Genomic DNA, 15,162 nt, shown 5'->3' with positions numbered 1-15,162 from the left:
AGCTTGATAGTCACCGATACGGGCCGCCGGAGGCGGTGGACGCCGCGGGCGGGCAATGGGGGCGCGGTCGAAGGGCCGCACACCCCACATGGGCGGGCAGGCCGTCACGCCGCCAGTGACGAACCTGATGCTGAGGCCCTAGCTCTTATTCTCTTCCAGACGATTGACGACGCGCTTCAGGCTCATCATCGACTGCGAGACGTTCGAGCAGTCGTGCATGGCTTCATGCAGAGCCTTCTCGTCGATCGGCTTGCCGGGTTCGAGATCGTGCAGGAATTCGCAGATGTTCGTGACGCGCTCGCCGATGCTGTCGATCGCGCCGTCCAATTTTTTGGTCACGGTGAACCCCTCGTCACGACCATTGTCCCCCACCTTGAACCGCTAGCCGATTATCGCACCGCCGCAAAGCAGATTCGGCACAGCCGGTTGCGGCCGCCGTCGCATGTGCGCGTCGCGATAACAGTGGGACGAGCCGGCGCATGCTGGAACCGCGTGCGCCGTCCAAGGAGCGCTCAGGAGGAACTTCGGCCGCGCTTGCTCTCCGCGGGGCGGCAAGACGATGCGCCGCGCGCCCGATCGTTGAGGGAGCCGCAGAGCCAACGCTGACCTGCCACACGGATCGACCGGCGTCGCGATGGTGACCAAAGGACCGATTAGGGGATGGCTGGTGCTGCGAGAGAGGATTGAACTCTCGACCTCTCCCTTACCAAGGGAGTGCTCTACCACTGAGCTACCGCAGCGACGGGGGCTGTTTCCCTGATTTGCGGCGCTTCGTCAACTGGCGTCGGCGCTCTTCAGTCACCCTCGCGCCAGCTTCGGGCCCGAGAGCCGTCGTCCAGTTCAAGGTCGAAATGCCCAAACCGGTGGCAGGGAGCTGATAGATAGTGCTGTGAGAGGGTGCGACGGCCTGGACGCTCAAGGCTCCGATGGGGCGGATGACGATGCCTCCGGCCGGTCCGGCCCTGGGTCGGTCGCCCGCTCGTTGGCGGTCAGGCCGAACCAATCGCTCCACGCGCCATACAGCAGCACGATGACGACGATCGCAGCGAGGATGATGACCCATTTGACGGTGCGGTCACGGCCGTGCTGATCCATGGCAGGTTCTCCAATCCACCGAAGCTAACGGCGGATCAGGCGGATGCGTTCAGGTGCCGGCCCGCAATGCCGCGGAAAACCATGCGAGCCGGCTACCGGTCCTATTCGCACGACCACCTCCATGACTTTTTCGGCATGGGAGCGGGCGAGGTGCTGGACAGGCCGGATGGCGTTTCATATAAGGCGCCGTCCCGAGCGAGCCGGCCTTGTGCCTCAGCCCTGCTCCCGGCGCCCAGGTAGCTCAGTTGGTAGAGCATGCGACTGAAAATCGCAGTGTCGGTGGTTCGATTCCGCCCCTGGGCACCATCCCCTGTCTCAGCCGCTCATCCATCTGCTGGTCTCTGCGCTGAAGCGCTGATGGCGCGGTTCTGTTGACCGTGGAGCCTTGATCGCTCCGGCGAGGGTGTGGCGCTGGACGATCGAAACGGACGAGAAACCAGTAGCGCGAGCCTCCGCAAGACGTCCAGCCAAACTGAAGCACGACCTTCGGCTGCTAACCCTGAATGAGCAGCAGCTGTCCGCCATGCGACTATCGACAGGATGATCTTGCATAGCTACTTAGATCGGCCCAGTGAGCGGAAAGCTAATGTCGGCTTACAGAAACGCGACGAGTGAATCGAGCGTTCCGGTTTACCGGGGACCATCTGACCATCACCAGCCCTGCAACTTTGACGCGGGCGATGCTTCTTTTTACACGCTGCAAAAATCGATAAACGATGCTCTGCGATTTCTTCGCAGATCGCAGCTTGGTAGCGGCGAATTCAACACCCTCATCGCAACGAAACAGGACATGTCGGATGGCATCACCGACAGTTCGCCATTCACCACGACATTCGTTCTTTATGCTCTGCAGTATCTTCCGGATATTGAAGTCAGAGACCTAAAGGAACAGGCGCTAACGTTTCTCCGGCATGAGAAATCATTCGGCGACGTCTGGCGATATTATTCCACCAGCAACTACAAGCATGTCAGAGTTCCGCCAGATCTGGATGACACGGCATGCGCCAGCTTCGCCCTCCGGCAGGGCGGCTTCACCGTCAGCAATGAGTGGGCCTTCAGGTCTTTACGAGATGAGCAGGGACGTTTCCTGACGTGGCTTGTGCCGCAGAAGGCGTCCCGGACGGGCTGCCGCGCCGTGTTGCTCCGGAGCCTGAATGAGATACAGGCGCGGTTCTTTCGCCAACTCGCAGCCCAGCCGGCATCGGCGCCAGATTCAAGACTGCTGGTGACGGAGTATGATCCCGTCCCAGTCGATGATGTAGACCCTGCCGTGAACGCGAACGTCATCTTGTTCCTGGGAGAGTCGGACTTCACGCGGCAGGCGATCGATTATCTCATAAGCTGCATCAAAGCAGGCAGCGATACGGGCTTTAGCCTGTATTATCGAGACGACGTTACGCTGCTGTACCTCACGGCCAGAGCGCATCTTCACTCGGCGCCTTCGCTCCGCGAAGTCAAAGGCGAGATGCTGTCGCGCATAGAGGCGCACGCTCAATCGCAGACGCTGTATGGATCCGCCCGCTCCGCTGCGATGGCCGCATCGATACTCCTCACGCTCGAGTATGAGGGACCTCTTCTCGACGACTTCATAAATGCTGTGCTGGCTCTCCAGCAGGACGACGGCGCCTGGAAGGAGGACTTGTTCTACTCAGGGCCAAACGAATTCTGGGGGTCGCGCGAACTCACCACAGCCTTCTGTCTTGAGGCCCTGGCCCGTTACCTCCAGCGATCTCAAGGCCATGAGGGCGGGGAAGCGCAGGTCGGTTCGGAAGGCCTGCAGACCCTCGACAGCGTCCTGAGCGGGCCGGACGGAGTCGATGCGGATTGGTACTTGGCGCAATATCCTGACGCCGCGGGATATGCGTCAGCGGCAGCTCACTACGCTCGCTACGGTTGGCGCGAACGCAAGGATCCCAATCCGAACTTCTCCACGCAGTGGTATCTCACGGAGTATCCGGACGTAGCCGATGCCAAGATCAACCCTCTGGTTCACTATCTGAGGCACGGCCGCGCAGAAGGTCGCGCGCCGGTGGAGCCGGAGGCACGCTGGAACCCGGATGGCGTCCTCACCGGACCGGATGGGGTCGATGCAGCTTGGTATCTTAGCCGCTATCCCGACGTTGTCGGCTACGCGTCGCCGGCGGCTCACTATGCCCAGTTGGGCTGGCGTCAGGGCAAGGACCCGAATCCAAATTTCTCTACGGAATGGTACCTCACGGCCTATCCAGACATTGAGGCCGCCGGCGCCAACCCCCTCGTTCATTATCTGAGGCATGGCCGCGCAGAAGGCCGCCTTCCGGTCGAGCCGGAGGCCCGCTGGAACCCGGATGGGGTGCTTACAGGAAACGAGGGCGTCGATGCCGGATGGTACCTGGCCCGCTATCCCGAGGCATCCGGCTCGCTATCGGCAGCGGCTCATTATGCTCACTTCGGCTGGCGCGAGGGCAAGGATCCCAATCCGAACTTCTCCACCCAGTGGTACCTCAAGACCTATCCGGACATAGCCGCCGCAGGAGTCAACCCGCTCGTTCACTACCTCAGGCACGGTCGCGCAGAAGGGCGGGCCTCTCGCTCCTCCGTCAAGGACCTGGTGAGAGCTCGCGATTGGTGGCCGAGCAAGATCCAGCTTGTCATGGCAGTAGCCTTTGCGACCGCCTTGCAGGCCGGACTGCCGATTGCGTCGTCGCTCGCCGAAATTGCCATCCTCGTCGCGGCTATCGTGGTCTGCGCCATCTACGTGTCGATCATCAATGACCTGACGGATGCTGCGCAGGACAAGATCAGCGGGAAACGGAACATAACAGACAAGCTGCCCAGGTCTGCCGTGATCGCCATCATGTTCTTGTGCATCGCGGCTGGAGGCGCGCTCTGTATCTGGCTCAGTCCGAGTTCCTTGGCGACTGGCCTCTATCTAGGATCCTGGGTCGCGTTCTCCCTCTACTCGTTCCGGCCGTTCCGATTAAAGGAGCGCACCTATCTCGGCGTGCTCGCCGATGCATCAGGGGCTCACGTCTTCCCTGCCCTTCTATCCGTGGTGGCCGTCTATCAATCAGAGCAGTTGCCCGTCGATATCGGATGGGCGCTCTTTGTGCTGGTCTGGTCGCTCAGCTTCGGTTTGAGGTCGATCATCCTTCACCAGATGACGGACGAGTCGAACGACGCGCGGGCTAAGGTCAGCACCTATGTGCGCCATGTCGGGCGTGCACGAGCTCTCTTTGTCTCCGAAAGAATGTTGCTGCCGCTCGAAGTGTTGGCCTTCGCGATGATGGCCACTTACATCGGGAGCATCATCGTCGTCACGGGCGCAATCGCGTACTTCACGTTGATCATCGCGAGCGGCGGGCTCACAGTTGCACCCGGTTACGACGGATCGGTTCAGAAGATCACGCCGTATTACTCGGTGCTCTTGCCGCTGACGCTTCTGGTCGCAGCCGCCGCCCATGACAGGGTCGATCTTCTGGTACTGCTGCTGTTCTCAATCATATTCGGGACAAGCATCTTGGCGTTCGTCAGATACATCCTTGGAGTAATCAATGAGTCCTATCTTCCGGAGAGACCTGTTTTCCGGATGAACGGGGCGCTCTGACGTTGCCCACCCACCTGTCGCGATCGATGCTCGGCCGTTTGCCGGAGTCCGATCGCCTGATCCGTCAATCGGACCTGAAGGACCAACCGCCCTGTTCTGCGATCAGGGGCTATGCTGCCGGACTTGGAGAGCTGACGAAGACCGGGGCGCCAGCGGGTCTGGCGTTCTCAAGGTGTAGCCGTACGGGGCCGCTATATAGTCTGTCCCTTCCGGTTCCGGACCCCGTCCACGGACGAAGTCATGTCAACCGACGGGCCGACTGCAAGCTGACGCCCGACGCCGCGACGAGCCCCGTTTAAGCCAGCATCCTCGCGGTCACCGTCCCGACGCCGTCGATGCGCCCTTCCATCTGCTGGCCGCGCGACACCGCGCCGACCCCTTCCGGCGTGCCGGTGAAGATCAGATCGCCCGGCTCCAGCCGGACTGAGGCGGAGAGATGGGCGATCGTCTCGGCGACGCTCCAGATCATGTGGGTCAGATCGGAGGACTGGCGCATCGTGCCGTCGACGCTGAGCTCGATGGCGCCGGAGCTCGGATGGCCGATCCGGCTCGCGGGTACGAGCGTGCCGATCGGCGCGGAGTGGTCGAAGCCCTTGGACAGGTCCCACGGCCGCCGCATCTGCTTAGCGACGTCCTGCAGGTCGCGCCGGGTCATGTCGATGCCGGCGGCATAGCCCCAGACATGATCCAGGGCATTCTCGACGGCGATGCCCGCACCGCCGGCTCCGATGGCCGCGACGAGTTCCACCTCGAAGTGGAGCGATTCCGTCTGCGGCGGATACGGCAAGTCGCGCCCGCCAGTCAGAATCGCATCGGCCGGCTTGGCGAAGAAGAAGGGCGGCTCGCGATCGGGATCGGCGCCCATCTCGCGGGCATGGGCGGCATAGTTGCGCCCGACGCAGAAGATACGCCGCACGGGGAAGAGGCCGCCGCCTTCGACGGGAACAGCGGCGATCGGCGGCGGGGCAACGACATAGTCGGTCATGGGATGCTTTCGGCTGGATGGGGGCGGAAGCCATGCGCGGCTCCCGCTGCCTCGGATGACTCAAATGCCGCGGATCATGCCGCCGTCGACGCGCAACGTCGTGCCGGTGATATAGGAGGCGCGGGCGCTGGCCAAGAACGCCACCGCATCGGCGAACTCGCGGGGATCCCCGTAACGCCCCATCGGGATCGTCGCGCGCGAGGCTTCCGCGACCGCCTCCGGCGTCTTGCCGGCGCGCTGCGCCGCCGCCGCGTCGAGCTCGTCGACACGACTGGTGTGGATGCGCCCCGGCACCACGGCATTCACGGTCACGCCCTCGCCCGCCACTTCGCCGGCCAGCGTCTTCGCCCAGCCGATGATGGAGGAGCGCAGCGTGTTCGAAATGCCGAGATTGGGGATCGGCTGCTGCACCCCGGAGGAGACGATCGCGACGATCCGTCCGAAGCCGCGCTGCCGCATGCCGGGCAGAACGGCGGATGCGATGGCGAGCGGCCCGGTCACCATGGCGGCAAACTGCTTGTTCCACACGTCGGAGCCAACGCTCGCCACCGGGCCGGGAGGCGGTCCGCCGCCGTTCAGCACGAGGATGTCGATCTGCTCCTTGGAGATGCGGGCGATCAGGTCGGCGACCGAAGCCGGATCGGCGAGATCGAGCACTTCCGACCGCGCCGGTCGCGCTGTTGCGCCGAGGTCAGCGGCGGCCTTGGTCAGCTTTTCGGCGGAGCGGCCGGTGAGGATCACCTCGGCGCCTTCCGCCGCCAGCACCGTCGCCACGGCATGGCCGAGCCCTTGGCTCGATCCGAGCACCAGCGCGGTGCGGCCGTTCAGTTCAAGATCCATGCGTCCTGTCCTTCGATTCGGAATATGCCTTCGCCGCCTGCAGAAAGGCGCCGAAGACAAGCGATTGCGGTCCGCCGGGCACGCCAAGCTCGGGATGCCCCTGCAGGCCCATGAAGAAGGGGTGCTCAGGCCACTCCACCGCATCGACGATCCGGTCGCCGAAGCTGGAGGCGGAGATAACGAGGCCGCCATTCGCGAGAGCCGGCCGCAGCGTCGGTGAGACACAATAGCGATGATTGCAGCGGATCGGCAGTTCGTCGCACCCGAGCGCGGCGGCAAGCCTCGTGCCCGGAGCGATCCGGATCGGCTGCTCGCCGGTACGGTGCGCCGGCAGCGTGTCGCCGTCCGTGATGTCGGCCATCGCGACGAAGCTCTTGGTGGGCGCTTGCGGATCGGCCTCCGCCAGATTGACCGCCTCGGAGCCGAGTAGCCGTTGCGCAAACGCCGTCGTCATCGTCTGCATGCCGAGGCAGAGGCCGAGTACGGGAAGCTGCGCCTCGATCGCATGGCGCGCGGCAAGGGTCTGCCCCGGAACATTCGCCATGTCCGAACCGCCCGGCAGGAGGATGCCAGCGATCCCCGCGAAGATCGAGGCGCCGGCGGCGATCGTCGTCGGGTCGACGAAGCGGATGTCGAGCGCCATTCCGGCGGACGCGGCAGCGGCCTCCAGTGAAGCCAGTGCCGCGGGATAGACGGCGCGATGATCGCGCTCGCGTCCGATGAAGAGGATCGGGACGGGCGCATCATCCGGTGCCGATGCCAGTGCCTGACCTGAGCGAGGCACGGCCGCCTCGCTCTCGGCGTCGATGGCGACGACCTGACACTCGACACCGGCAGCGGATGCCGCATCCACTAGACCGTCGGCGCTCTGGCCGAAGCCTTCATGCACGGGAACCACGACCTCGCCATTGGCTGCAGCCCGGATGAGTTCGGCATCGCTGCTCGGCGCCGCCGGCGGCTCGCCGAGAATGGCCTCGACGAAATAGAGGCCGCTCGCGCCAAGACCGCCGTCGCGAAAGACATACTGAGCCGCATCCGCGTCGCGCGCGAGATCAAAGAGCGGCGCACCGTGCATGAAGCGCGCACCGACGCGACGCGCATGGAGAGCGGCCGCAACGCCGAAGAGGGCTGGCTGATCGGCCGGATCGACGACGAGGGTGAGGGTCATCGCGCTACTGTGCCTCGCTCATTCCTGCGACTTCAATACAACATCCGGTGCCGGAGCCGCACGGGACAGCCAGCAAGGGCCGGCACGTCGGCGATGCATAGATTGATCATATTGATCCAATCGATACAATAACGGCAGCGCAGTTCCAGAGGACTTTTCCATGACCCGCCTCGCATCCCGCATGAGCGCCGTCGGTGCATCGCCAACGGCTGAAATCTCCAACAAGGTGCGGGCGCTGAGGGCCGCCGGTCATGCCGTCACCAATCTTGGCGAGGGCGAACTGGATTTTGCAACGCCCGGCGCGATCGCCGAGGCCGGCATCGCCGCCATTCGCGCCGGCGACACGAAATACACCGCTGTCTCCGGCACGGCGCAGCTGAAGGCCGCCATCGCCACCAAGTTCCGGACCGAGAACGGCCTTGCCTACGAGCCGTCGCAGATCATCGCCGGTGCCGGGGCCAAACAGCTGATCTTCAACGCCTTCCTCGCAACGCTCGATGCCGGCGACGAGGTCATCGTGCCCGCGCCCTACTGGGTGTCCTATCCCGACATGATCCGCCTTGCCGGCGGCGTGCCGGTGATCGTTTCGACGCGGGCGGCCGATCGCTGGGTGCTGCAGCCGCAGGATCTGGCAGCCGCAATCACGCCGAAGACGCGCTGGGTGGTGCTGAATTCGCCCAACAACCCAACCGGTTCGGTCTATTCGCCCGCCGAGATGAAGGCTCTGACCGACGTCCTGGAACGCCATCCGGACATTCTGGTGATGGCGGACGACATCTACGAGCATGTCCGCTTCGCCGGCCCCTTCGCAACGCCGGCTGCGACGGCTCCGGCTCTCCTCGCGCGGACGCTGACCGTCAATGGCGTGTCGAAGGGCTACTCCATGACCGGCTGGCGGATCGGCTATGCCGGCGGTCCGGCCTGGCTCGTCAGTGCCATGGAGATCCTGCAGTCGCAGAGCACGTCGAATCCCTCGACGATCAGCCAGGCAGCGGCGATCGCAGCGCTGGAAGGCGGCACCGGATTCATGACGGTCTGGCTGGAGACGCTGCGCGAGCGCTGTGCCATCGTCATGGCGGCGATCGAGGCGACGGAGGGCCTGGAAGCCGCGCAGCCGGACGGCGCCTTCTACGTCTTTGCCGACTGTCGCGGACTGATCGGGCGCATCACGCCGGGCGGGCAGAGCCTGGCGAACGATCTGGATGTCGCGAGTTTCCTTCTCGAAGACGCCCATGTCGGCCTCGTCCACGGCTCTGCCTTCGGTATGCCCGGCTATCTGCGCATCGCCTATGCCGTGGACACTGAGATGCTGCGCGATGCCTGCCGCCGTATCAGCGCCTCCTGTGCCAAGCTGGAGCGCCGCAAGGCGGCGTAAGGGGCAGACGAAAAAGGCGGCTGTGGGCCGCCTTTTCTTTGAGGCTCATGCAGGGCGGACGGTCCGCTCTGTGTTTATGTCCGAATGCCTGCCGTCAGGCTGCGAGCTTCAGCTTCGCCTCGGGCAGCCCCGCCAACGTCTTCAGCACCGCGGCGATCTCCGCCTTGGCCTCGGCCGGGACGTCGCGCAGCGGCAGCCGCACCGAGCCGCCATCGAAGCCGCGCAGGTTCATGGCCGCCTTGGTCGTCTGCGGCTGACCATGCCGCCGGGCGAGCGCCCGGAAGTCGTACCAGAGCTTGTGCAGGTCGCGCGCCGTCGCCGCGTCGCCCCGCTCGAGCGCCCGGTAGGTGTCGAGGATCAGCTCCGGCAGGGCGCAGCTGTTGGTTGACGAAATGCCGTCGAAGCCCGCCATCATCGGTCCGAGGAAGGCGAGGTCCGAGGCGCAGAAGAGGCGCAGGCGCCCGCCGAGCCGGTTGGCGATCCGGTCGATCGCAGCGACCGACAGGTCGCCCTGCTTGATGCCGACGGCACCGGGCGTATCGGCAAGGCGCTCCAAGACATCCGGCGACAGGGTGATGCCAATGCCGGGCGCGTTGTAAACGAGGATGCCCGTCTTCGACAGCGGCGCCATGTCCTTGAAGAAGGCGACGATCTGCTCGTCGGTGATCTCCGACACGTAGGGGGCGGTCACCATCGGCAGGCCGCCGAGATCGCCGGCGAGCACGGTCAGGTCCCGCACCACGCGCGGATCGGAATCCGCCGAGCAGAGCATCACGGGCACGCGGTCGGCAACGACATCCATGACGTGCCGGAAGAGGTCGGCGCGCTCGGCCGCGTCCATCACCGGAAACTCGCCGTAGGTGCCGCCAATCAGGAGGCCGTCATAGCCAAGGCCGATGACGCGCTCGACCGAGCGGGCGATGCCCGCCTTGTCGATGGCGCCGTCCGCGGTGAAGGGCGTGACCGTGATGTTGAAGATGCCCTTCAGCCGGGCGTGCGATTCCTCGATGTCCTTCATGGGAAGGCTCCTTTTGTCATTGTCTGGATCGGTGGCTCAGCCAACCTGGATGAGGTCGCGGCCGATGGTGCCGAGCACGTCGTGACCGGTCTCGGTGACGACGATCGTTTCGCTGACGCCGACCGTGAAACGGCCATAGATGCGCAGGGCGGGCGGCAGGTGGAACGCCATGCCCGGCTGAAGCTGCGTCGTGATACCCTTGTTGAGGCCGAGAATGGCGCCCTCGCCCCAGTCCGGCGCGAAGGAGATGCCGACGCTGTAGCCGAGGCGCTTGCGGAAAGCGTCGGTATAGCCGGCCTTGTCGATCACCGCCTGCGCGGCCAGATGCGGCACTTCGCAGGTAACGCCCGGCTTGATGGTGTCGAGCGAGACGGCGAGCGCCTCCTGGCAGACCTTCATCATCTCCACGGCTTCGGTCGGCGGGGTGCCGAGCCAGGCCGAGCGCATCAGCGCGGCGTGGTAGCGGTCGTGGCACGCGGCCATCTCCAGGAAGGCCGGATCGCCGGCCTCGATGCGCCGACGCTTCCAGGTGCCATGCGGCACGCCGCAGCGGGGGCCCGAGGAGACGAGCGGCTCCATGCCCATATATTCCGAGCCGGCGCCGATGGCCGCGCCCATCATCGCCGCGACGAGATCATTTTCGGTGGCGCCGACCTTCACGGCCGCAATGCCCGCGCGCATGCCGGCATCGACATAGGCCGCGGCGATGCGCAGCTTCTCGATCTCGGCCGGCGACTTCACCGCCCTCAACCGCTCGACGATGCCGGCAGCGTCGCCAATGGCGCCAAGCGCCTCCTGCAGCGCCTCGTAGGTCGCGATCGGCAGGAACCAGCCGCGCTTGTCGATGGCGACGCGCTTGCCCACCAGCCCGCGGTCGCGGATGACCTTGGTCAGGAAGGACACCGGGTCCTCGCTGTCCTGATAGATCGCCGCGTCGGAGATGAAGGTGTTGGCGATGAAGTTGAAATATTCGAGCTGGCGGATCACGAAGATCGGATCGCCTTCCGCCGGCAGTACGAGCGCCTGGAAGGTGTAGTAGCCGGGCGTCTGCTGCCCCGTGAGGTAGAAGATGTTCTCCGGGCCGGTGACGACCATGACGTCGAGGCCGGCTGCGGCCAAGCCCTCACGCGCCTCAGCGACGCGCCGGTCGTATTCGGCCTTCGGGAAGGCCGATTCCGACCCCTGAACGACGGTTCCGATGTCCATTCTCAATTCTCCCAGATTGAGGCCGTCCGTTCAGGCCTGAAGGTGAGGCCGAGGCCGGGCGCTTGCGGCGCAGCCACCGTGCCATTGCGATAATCGAGACCCTCGGCAGGATCGTTCTCGATGCCGTCGGCGCCGTAGAGCTCGGCGAAGCGCGGCCTCAACGCCGCGCAGAGATGCAGCGCCGCGGCCGTCGCAAGACCGCCCTCGTTCATCTGCCCGATCATGAAGGGCACGCCGGCGGCCCTTAGGCTGCGGGCGGCGCGAAGGGCCGGTCCGAGGCCGCCGAGCTTGACGAGCTTCAGATGCGCCATCAGGCGGTGACCGCCATTCGCGATCGCGGCAACCTCCGCTTCGCCCGTGACGCTCTCGTCCAGCATGATCGGCACCGGGCTCGTCTCGGCGAAGCGCGCGAGATCGGCGAGCGGCGCCGGGGCGACCGGCTGCTCGACATAAGCGAGATCGAAGCTTGCGAGCCTGTCGAGATGCCCCCGCGCCGTCTCGGCGTCCCAGGCGCCGTTCGCATCCGCCGCCAGCTTGAGCGAGGCGCCAAAGCGCTCGCGCAGAAGCTTGATCCGGGTGACATCCGCCTCGAAGTCGCCGGCGCCGATGCGCACCTTCAGGTCGCGGAAGCCGCGCTCCACATAGGCGCTTGCCTGCGCCAAGAAGGTCGTGTCGTCGGTGATGAACAGCGTCTGATTGGTCGGGTGCTCGACCGGTGCCCCGGCGGCGAGCCCGAGGAACTCTGCCAGCGGCAGGCCGGCGCGCTTCGCCGCAAGGTCGTGCAGCGCCATGTCGAGGAGCATCCGGACCGGTGCGCTGGCCGTCTGGAGCAGCGCCGGCGGCTCGGCCAGAAGCGCAACCGGATCGCCGGATAGATCGAGCCGCGGCAACAGGGCGACGGCCTCCGCCAGCACCGTCTCGGCTGCAAGGCCGTTGAGATAGGCGATGTTGATGCGCACCTCGCCGACCGCCTCGACGCCGTCCCCGTCGACGAGGCGCAGATACAGCGCATCGAGCCCGGCCACCTTGCCCGACGATGCGGTGTGAAGGGTCAGCCCGCCTCCGTAGGTGAGGAGGGCCCGGTGCAGCGACAGGCGCATGGTTCAGGCCTTCATCATCGCGATGGCAGTGTCGCGATAGATGAGGCTCGATGTCACGAACTCGTCCTCGGGCACGAACTCGTCCGACTTGTGCGCGACCGACAGTGACCCCGGTCCGATGACGACGCCTTCGGCGCCGGTCGAGCGGAAATGGACGAGGTCGCAGCCGCCCTGGAAGCCGAAGGGCCCGGGCTCCGCGACACCATGCGCACGGGCCGCGGCAAGGCTCTTCTGCACGATCGGCCGATCGGCGGCCGTTTCGGTGGCGCCGCCGGTGGTCGGCTTCCAGTCGAGGATCTCGGCGCGCAGGCCGAAGCGAGCATGGGCGCGCCCGAGGAGATCGGCGATCTCCGCCTTGACGGCCTCCTCGCTCTCGCCCGGCACCATGCGGCGGTCGAGCAGCATCTCGCAGGCGCCGGGCAGCACGTTGTCGGCGTGGCCGCCATGGATGCGCGTGACGGTCAGGCTCGCCTCCCCGACCAGCGGATGGCTGCGCAAGCGCACTGACGTCTCGTGCTCCTCGGCGACCATGGCGAGGAGCTGACCGGCCCGCAGCACGGCGTTCTCGCCGAGATGCGGCGTCCCGGAATGAGCGGGCACGCCGAGAACGCGCACCAGCGGCCGCAGGCTGCCCTTATGGGCGCTGTAGATTGTGTTGGAGGTCGGCTCGCCGACGACCGCGAAGTCGATCGCCGGGCGCTTGGCGGCATAATGCTTGGCGCCTTCGCTGGCGATCTCCTCGTCGGCGACGAAGATGGCGAGCAGCGTGCCGGACCAGGCCGAACGGTCTGCGGTGAGCATGCGCACCGCTTCCAGCATGGAGGCGAGTGGACCCTTGCAGTCGCAGGCGCCGCGGCCGAACAGCTTGCCGTCCCGCGCCGTCAGCGCGAACGGATCGCTGGACCAGCCCTCGCCGGCCGGCACCGTGTCCATATGGGTATTGAAGGCAAAGACCGGCCCTGCCCCGTTCACGAGCCGCGCTTCGACATTGACGCGGCCCGGCTTGTATTCGTCGAGCGCGACCTCCAGCCCCATCTCGCGCAGCCGCGCAGCGACGTAGTGCGCCGCCTCCGTCTCGCGCCCGGGCGGATTTTCGCTGCGGATGGCGATGAGGTCGGCGAGCTCGCGCTTCATGCGCGCGGCATCAGGCATGGAGGTCATGGTCTGGCTCATCTGCGGAAGGACGGAAGATCGGCGTCGCTCAGTGGAGGATCTGGTCGAGGAAGCGCCGCGCCCGGGCATTGACCGTGCCGCCGAAGAAGTCGTCGGCCTTCGCGGTCTCGACGATCTCGCCGGACTCCATGAAGACGATCCGGTCGGCAGCGCGCCGGGCAAAACCCATCTCGTGAGTGACGACGATGCTGGTCATCCCCTCCGCCGAGAGTTCGGCCATGACGTCCAGCACCTCACGGATCATCTCGGGATCGAGCGCCGAGGTCGGCTCGTCATAGAGCATCACCGCCGGTTTCATCGCCAGCGCCCGGGCAATCGCCACGCGCTGCTGCTGGCCGCCGGAGAGTTCGTCCGGATAGGCATCCGCCTTGTCCGGGATATGCACCTTGCCGAGAAGCTCGACCGCCACGTCATGTGCATCGGCGCGCGACATGCCGAGCACCTTCATCGGCGCCAGCATGATGTTCTCGGCCGCCGTCAGGTGCTGGAACAGCTCGAAGTTCTGGAACACCATGCCGATCTCGCGGCGGATCCGCGGCGCATCCTTCATCTCGTGGGTGATGTCCTCGCCGCGAAAGAAGATGCCACCCGTATCGGCCGGCGACAGGAGGTTGATACAGCGCAGCAGCGTCGACTTGCCCGAGCCGGACGGGCCGATCAGCACCACCGTCTCCTTTGCCTGGACGGTGAGCGAGCAGTTCTTCAGGACCTGCAGCGCCCCGAACCTCTTGCTGACGTCGACAACGTTCAGGAGCGGGGCGGCGGCCGGAAACGGTTCAGCTGTCATCGGCGTCTCCGGTTGGGCGGAGTTCATGGAAAGGCTCATCGGGCGTCTGCCGCGGGCGCGAGACGTTCGAGGAGCGGACGCGCCTTGCGGGTGCGGCGGCGCTTGTGGTCGAGCGAGCGCTCGAGCCAGGCCTGCGCGCCCATGAAGATCGTCGTCAGGATGAGGTAGTAGAGGCCGGCCGCTGTCAGCGCCTCGAAGTAGCGGAAGTTGGCGCTCGCCGTCTGGTTGGCGACGAGGAGCAGCTCCTCCACCGCCACGACGGAGACGAGCGCGCTGGTCTTCAGCATGCCGATCATCTGGTTGCCGACCGGCGGCAGGATGATGCGCACCGCCTGCGGCAAGACGATGTGGCGCATGACGCCCGCGCGGGTCAGTCCGAGCGCGAGGCCAGCGGTGCGTTGCCCCGTCTTTACGGCATTGAGGCCCGAGCGCAGGATCTCGGCCATATAGGCGCCCTCGTTGAGCGAGAGGGCGATCACCGCCGACAGGAAGGCCGACAGGCGGATGCCGAAGCTCGGCAGCACGTTGTAGATGAAGATGATCTGGAAGAGGACCGGCGTGCCACGGAACAGCCAGAGATAGGCGAGCGCCACCACCCGGGCTGGCGTGAACCGCGCCTCCTGCAGCAGTGCAATGACGAGGCCGGCCAGGATGCCGAAGACCAGCGACGTCACCGTGATCAGCAGCGTCATCAGCGCGCCGTGAAAGAAGACCGGCGACAGGAGGTAGTCGAGAACGAGCTGTAGCGACATGAAGGCCTCAGCCTGGAGCGGCGGCGGGCGCCTGGATCAGCGAGGCACGGGATTTTCGCCCGCGCCTCGCCGGCTGG

13 protein-coding genes and 2 tRNA genes are annotated in these 15,162 nt (G+C 65.7%); 3 read left to right on the top strand and 12 right to left on the bottom strand.

Going from position 1 to position 15,162, the window contains the following annotated elements:
* Window positions 1–138: 138 nt before the first annotated feature.
* From C0R46_RS13120 to C0R46_RS13110, 3 genes are all read right to left on the bottom strand, one after another.
* Window positions 139–339: a hypothetical protein gene (locus tag C0R46_RS13120; RefSeq protein ID WP_157944643.1), complete on the bottom strand. Its 201-nt coding sequence runs from the start codon at window positions 337–339 to the stop codon at window positions 139–141.
* Between the two features lie 326 nt (window positions 340–665).
* Window positions 666–740 (bottom strand) — tRNA-Thr (locus C0R46_RS13115).
* 175 nt (window positions 741–915) lie between these two features.
* A complete protein-coding gene (locus tag C0R46_RS13110; protein WP_102960099.1) occupies window positions 916–1,095 on the bottom strand; it encodes a hypothetical protein in 180 nt (59 codons plus the stop codon).
* Between the two features lie 230 nt (window positions 1,096–1,325).
* Here C0R46_RS13110 and C0R46_RS13105 point away from each other — a divergent pair.
* Window positions 1,326–1,401: transfer RNA gene (locus C0R46_RS13105), tRNA-Phe, on the top strand.
* A 280-nt stretch (window positions 1,402–1,681) separates the two neighbouring features.
* Window positions 1,682–4,681, top strand: coding sequence for a UbiA family prenyltransferase (locus tag C0R46_RS13100; protein ID WP_102960098.1), 3,000 nt, complete (start codon window positions 1,682–1,684; stop codon window positions 4,679–4,681).
* 295 nt (window positions 4,682–4,976) lie between these two features.
* On the opposite strand, the gene C0R46_RS13095 is transcribed toward C0R46_RS13100, so the two are convergent.
* Genes C0R46_RS13095 through C0R46_RS13085 form a run of 3 tightly spaced genes read right to left on the bottom strand, consistent with a single transcriptional unit; the run spans window position 4,977 to window position 7,674 of the window.
* Window positions 4,977–5,666 (bottom strand): fumarylacetoacetate hydrolase family protein, encoded by a 690-nt coding sequence (locus C0R46_RS13095; protein WP_102960097.1) that lies wholly within the window; start codon window positions 5,664–5,666, stop codon window positions 4,977–4,979.
* A gap of 60 nt (window positions 5,667–5,726) precedes the next feature.
* Window positions 5,727–6,506: an SDR family oxidoreductase gene (locus C0R46_RS13090; protein WP_102960096.1), complete on the bottom strand. Its 780-nt coding sequence runs from the start codon at window positions 6,504–6,506 to the stop codon at window positions 5,727–5,729.
* Window positions 6,496–7,674, bottom strand: coding sequence for a glutamine amidotransferase-related protein (locus tag C0R46_RS13085; RefSeq protein ID WP_102960095.1), 1,179 nt, complete (start codon window positions 7,672–7,674; stop codon window positions 6,496–6,498). Before C0R46_RS13085 ends, C0R46_RS13090 begins: the two co-directional genes overlap by 11 nt.
* A 160-nt stretch (window positions 7,675–7,834) precedes the next feature.
* Between C0R46_RS13085 and C0R46_RS13080 the strand changes: the two genes are divergently transcribed.
* Complete coding sequence (locus tag C0R46_RS13080) at window positions 7,835–9,049, top strand: pyridoxal phosphate-dependent aminotransferase (RefSeq protein WP_102960094.1); 1,215 nt, start codon at window positions 7,835–7,837, stop codon at window positions 9,047–9,049.
* A 94-nt stretch (window positions 9,050–9,143) separates the two neighbouring features.
* Here the strand turns inward: C0R46_RS13080 and C0R46_RS13075 are convergent, their stop codons facing one another.
* From C0R46_RS13075 to C0R46_RS13050, 6 genes are read right to left on the bottom strand one after another with little or no spacing between them, the layout of a single operon-like run.
* The gene (locus tag C0R46_RS13075) at window positions 9,144–10,067 is read right to left on the bottom strand and encodes a dihydrodipicolinate synthase family protein (protein WP_102960093.1); all 924 of its coding nucleotides are present in this window, start codon (window positions 10,065–10,067) and stop codon (window positions 9,144–9,146) included.
* A 36-nt stretch (window positions 10,068–10,103) separates the two neighbouring features.
* Window positions 10,104–11,273: a M24 family metallopeptidase gene (locus C0R46_RS13070; RefSeq protein WP_102960092.1), complete on the bottom strand. Its 1,170-nt coding sequence runs from the start codon at window positions 11,271–11,273 to the stop codon at window positions 10,104–10,106.
* 2 nt (window positions 11,274–11,275) lie between these two features.
* Window positions 11,276–12,373, bottom strand: coding sequence for a mandelate racemase/muconate lactonizing enzyme family protein (locus tag C0R46_RS13065; protein ID WP_102960091.1), 1,098 nt, complete (start codon window positions 12,371–12,373; stop codon window positions 11,276–11,278).
* A gap of 3 nt (window positions 12,374–12,376) precedes the next feature.
* Window positions 12,377–13,534, bottom strand: a complete 1,158-nt coding sequence (locus tag C0R46_RS13060; RefSeq protein ID WP_102960257.1) for a M20 family metallopeptidase — start codon at window positions 13,532–13,534, stop codon at window positions 12,377–12,379.
* A 40-nt stretch (window positions 13,535–13,574) separates the two neighbouring features.
* Window positions 13,575–14,333 (bottom strand): amino acid ABC transporter ATP-binding protein, encoded by a 759-nt coding sequence (locus tag C0R46_RS13055; RefSeq protein ID WP_102960256.1) that lies wholly within the window; start codon window positions 14,331–14,333, stop codon window positions 13,575–13,577.
* A gap of 35 nt (window positions 14,334–14,368) precedes the next feature.
* Entirely contained in the window at window positions 14,369–15,085 is a 717-nt protein-coding gene (locus C0R46_RS13050) for an amino acid ABC transporter permease (protein ID WP_102960090.1), read from the bottom strand.
* Window positions 15,086–15,162: the final 77 nt, after the last annotated feature.

Origin of the sequence: Mangrovicella endophytica (assembly GCF_002893625.1) — a bacterium.
Taxonomy (GTDB): domain Bacteria; phylum Pseudomonadota; class Alphaproteobacteria; order Rhizobiales; family Rhizobiaceae; genus Mangrovicella; species Mangrovicella endophytica.
Note: the sequence above shows the minus strand (reverse complement) of the source record. Positions and strands in the feature narration are given on the sequence as shown.

Excerpts from the sequence above, each read along its gene's own strand:
- C0R46_RS13075 (WP_102960093.1), bottom strand. The coding sequence starts at position 10,067 with ATGAAGGACATCGAGGAATCGCACGCCCGGCTGAAGGGCATCTTCAAC.
- C0R46_RS13065 (WP_102960091.1), bottom strand. The coding sequence starts at position 12,373 with ATGCGCCTGTCGCTGCACCGGGCCCTCCTCACCTACGGAGGCGGGCTG.
- C0R46_RS13100 (WP_102960098.1), top strand. The coding sequence starts at position 1,682 with ATGTCGGCTTACAGAAACGCGACGAGTGAATCGAGCGTTCCGGTTTAC.
- C0R46_RS13110 (WP_102960099.1), bottom strand. The coding sequence starts at position 1,095 with ATGGATCAGCACGGCCGTGACCGCACCGTCAAATGGGTCATCATCCTC.
- C0R46_RS13080 (WP_102960094.1), top strand. The coding sequence starts at position 7,835 with ATGACCCGCCTCGCATCCCGCATGAGCGCCGTCGGTGCATCGCCAACG.
- C0R46_RS13070 (WP_102960092.1), bottom strand. The coding sequence starts at position 11,273 with ATGGACATCGGAACCGTCGTTCAGGGGTCGGAATCGGCCTTCCCGAAG.
- C0R46_RS13060 (WP_102960257.1), bottom strand. The coding sequence starts at position 13,534 with ATGACCTCCATGCCTGATGCCGCGCGCATGAAGCGCGAGCTCGCCGAC.
- C0R46_RS13055 (WP_102960256.1), bottom strand. The coding sequence starts at position 14,333 with ATGACAGCTGAACCGTTTCCGGCCGCCGCCCCGCTCCTGAACGTTGTC.
- C0R46_RS13085 (WP_102960095.1), bottom strand. The coding sequence starts at position 7,674 with ATGACCCTCACCCTCGTCGTCGATCCGGCCGATCAGCCAGCCCTCTTC.
- C0R46_RS13050 (WP_102960090.1), bottom strand. The coding sequence starts at position 15,085 with ATGTCGCTACAGCTCGTTCTCGACTACCTCCTGTCGCCGGTCTTCTTT.
- C0R46_RS13095 (WP_102960097.1), bottom strand. The coding sequence starts at position 5,666 with ATGACCGACTATGTCGTTGCCCCGCCGCCGATCGCCGCTGTTCCCGTC.
- C0R46_RS13090 (WP_102960096.1), bottom strand. The coding sequence starts at position 6,506 with ATGGATCTTGAACTGAACGGCCGCACCGCGCTGGTGCTCGGATCGAGC.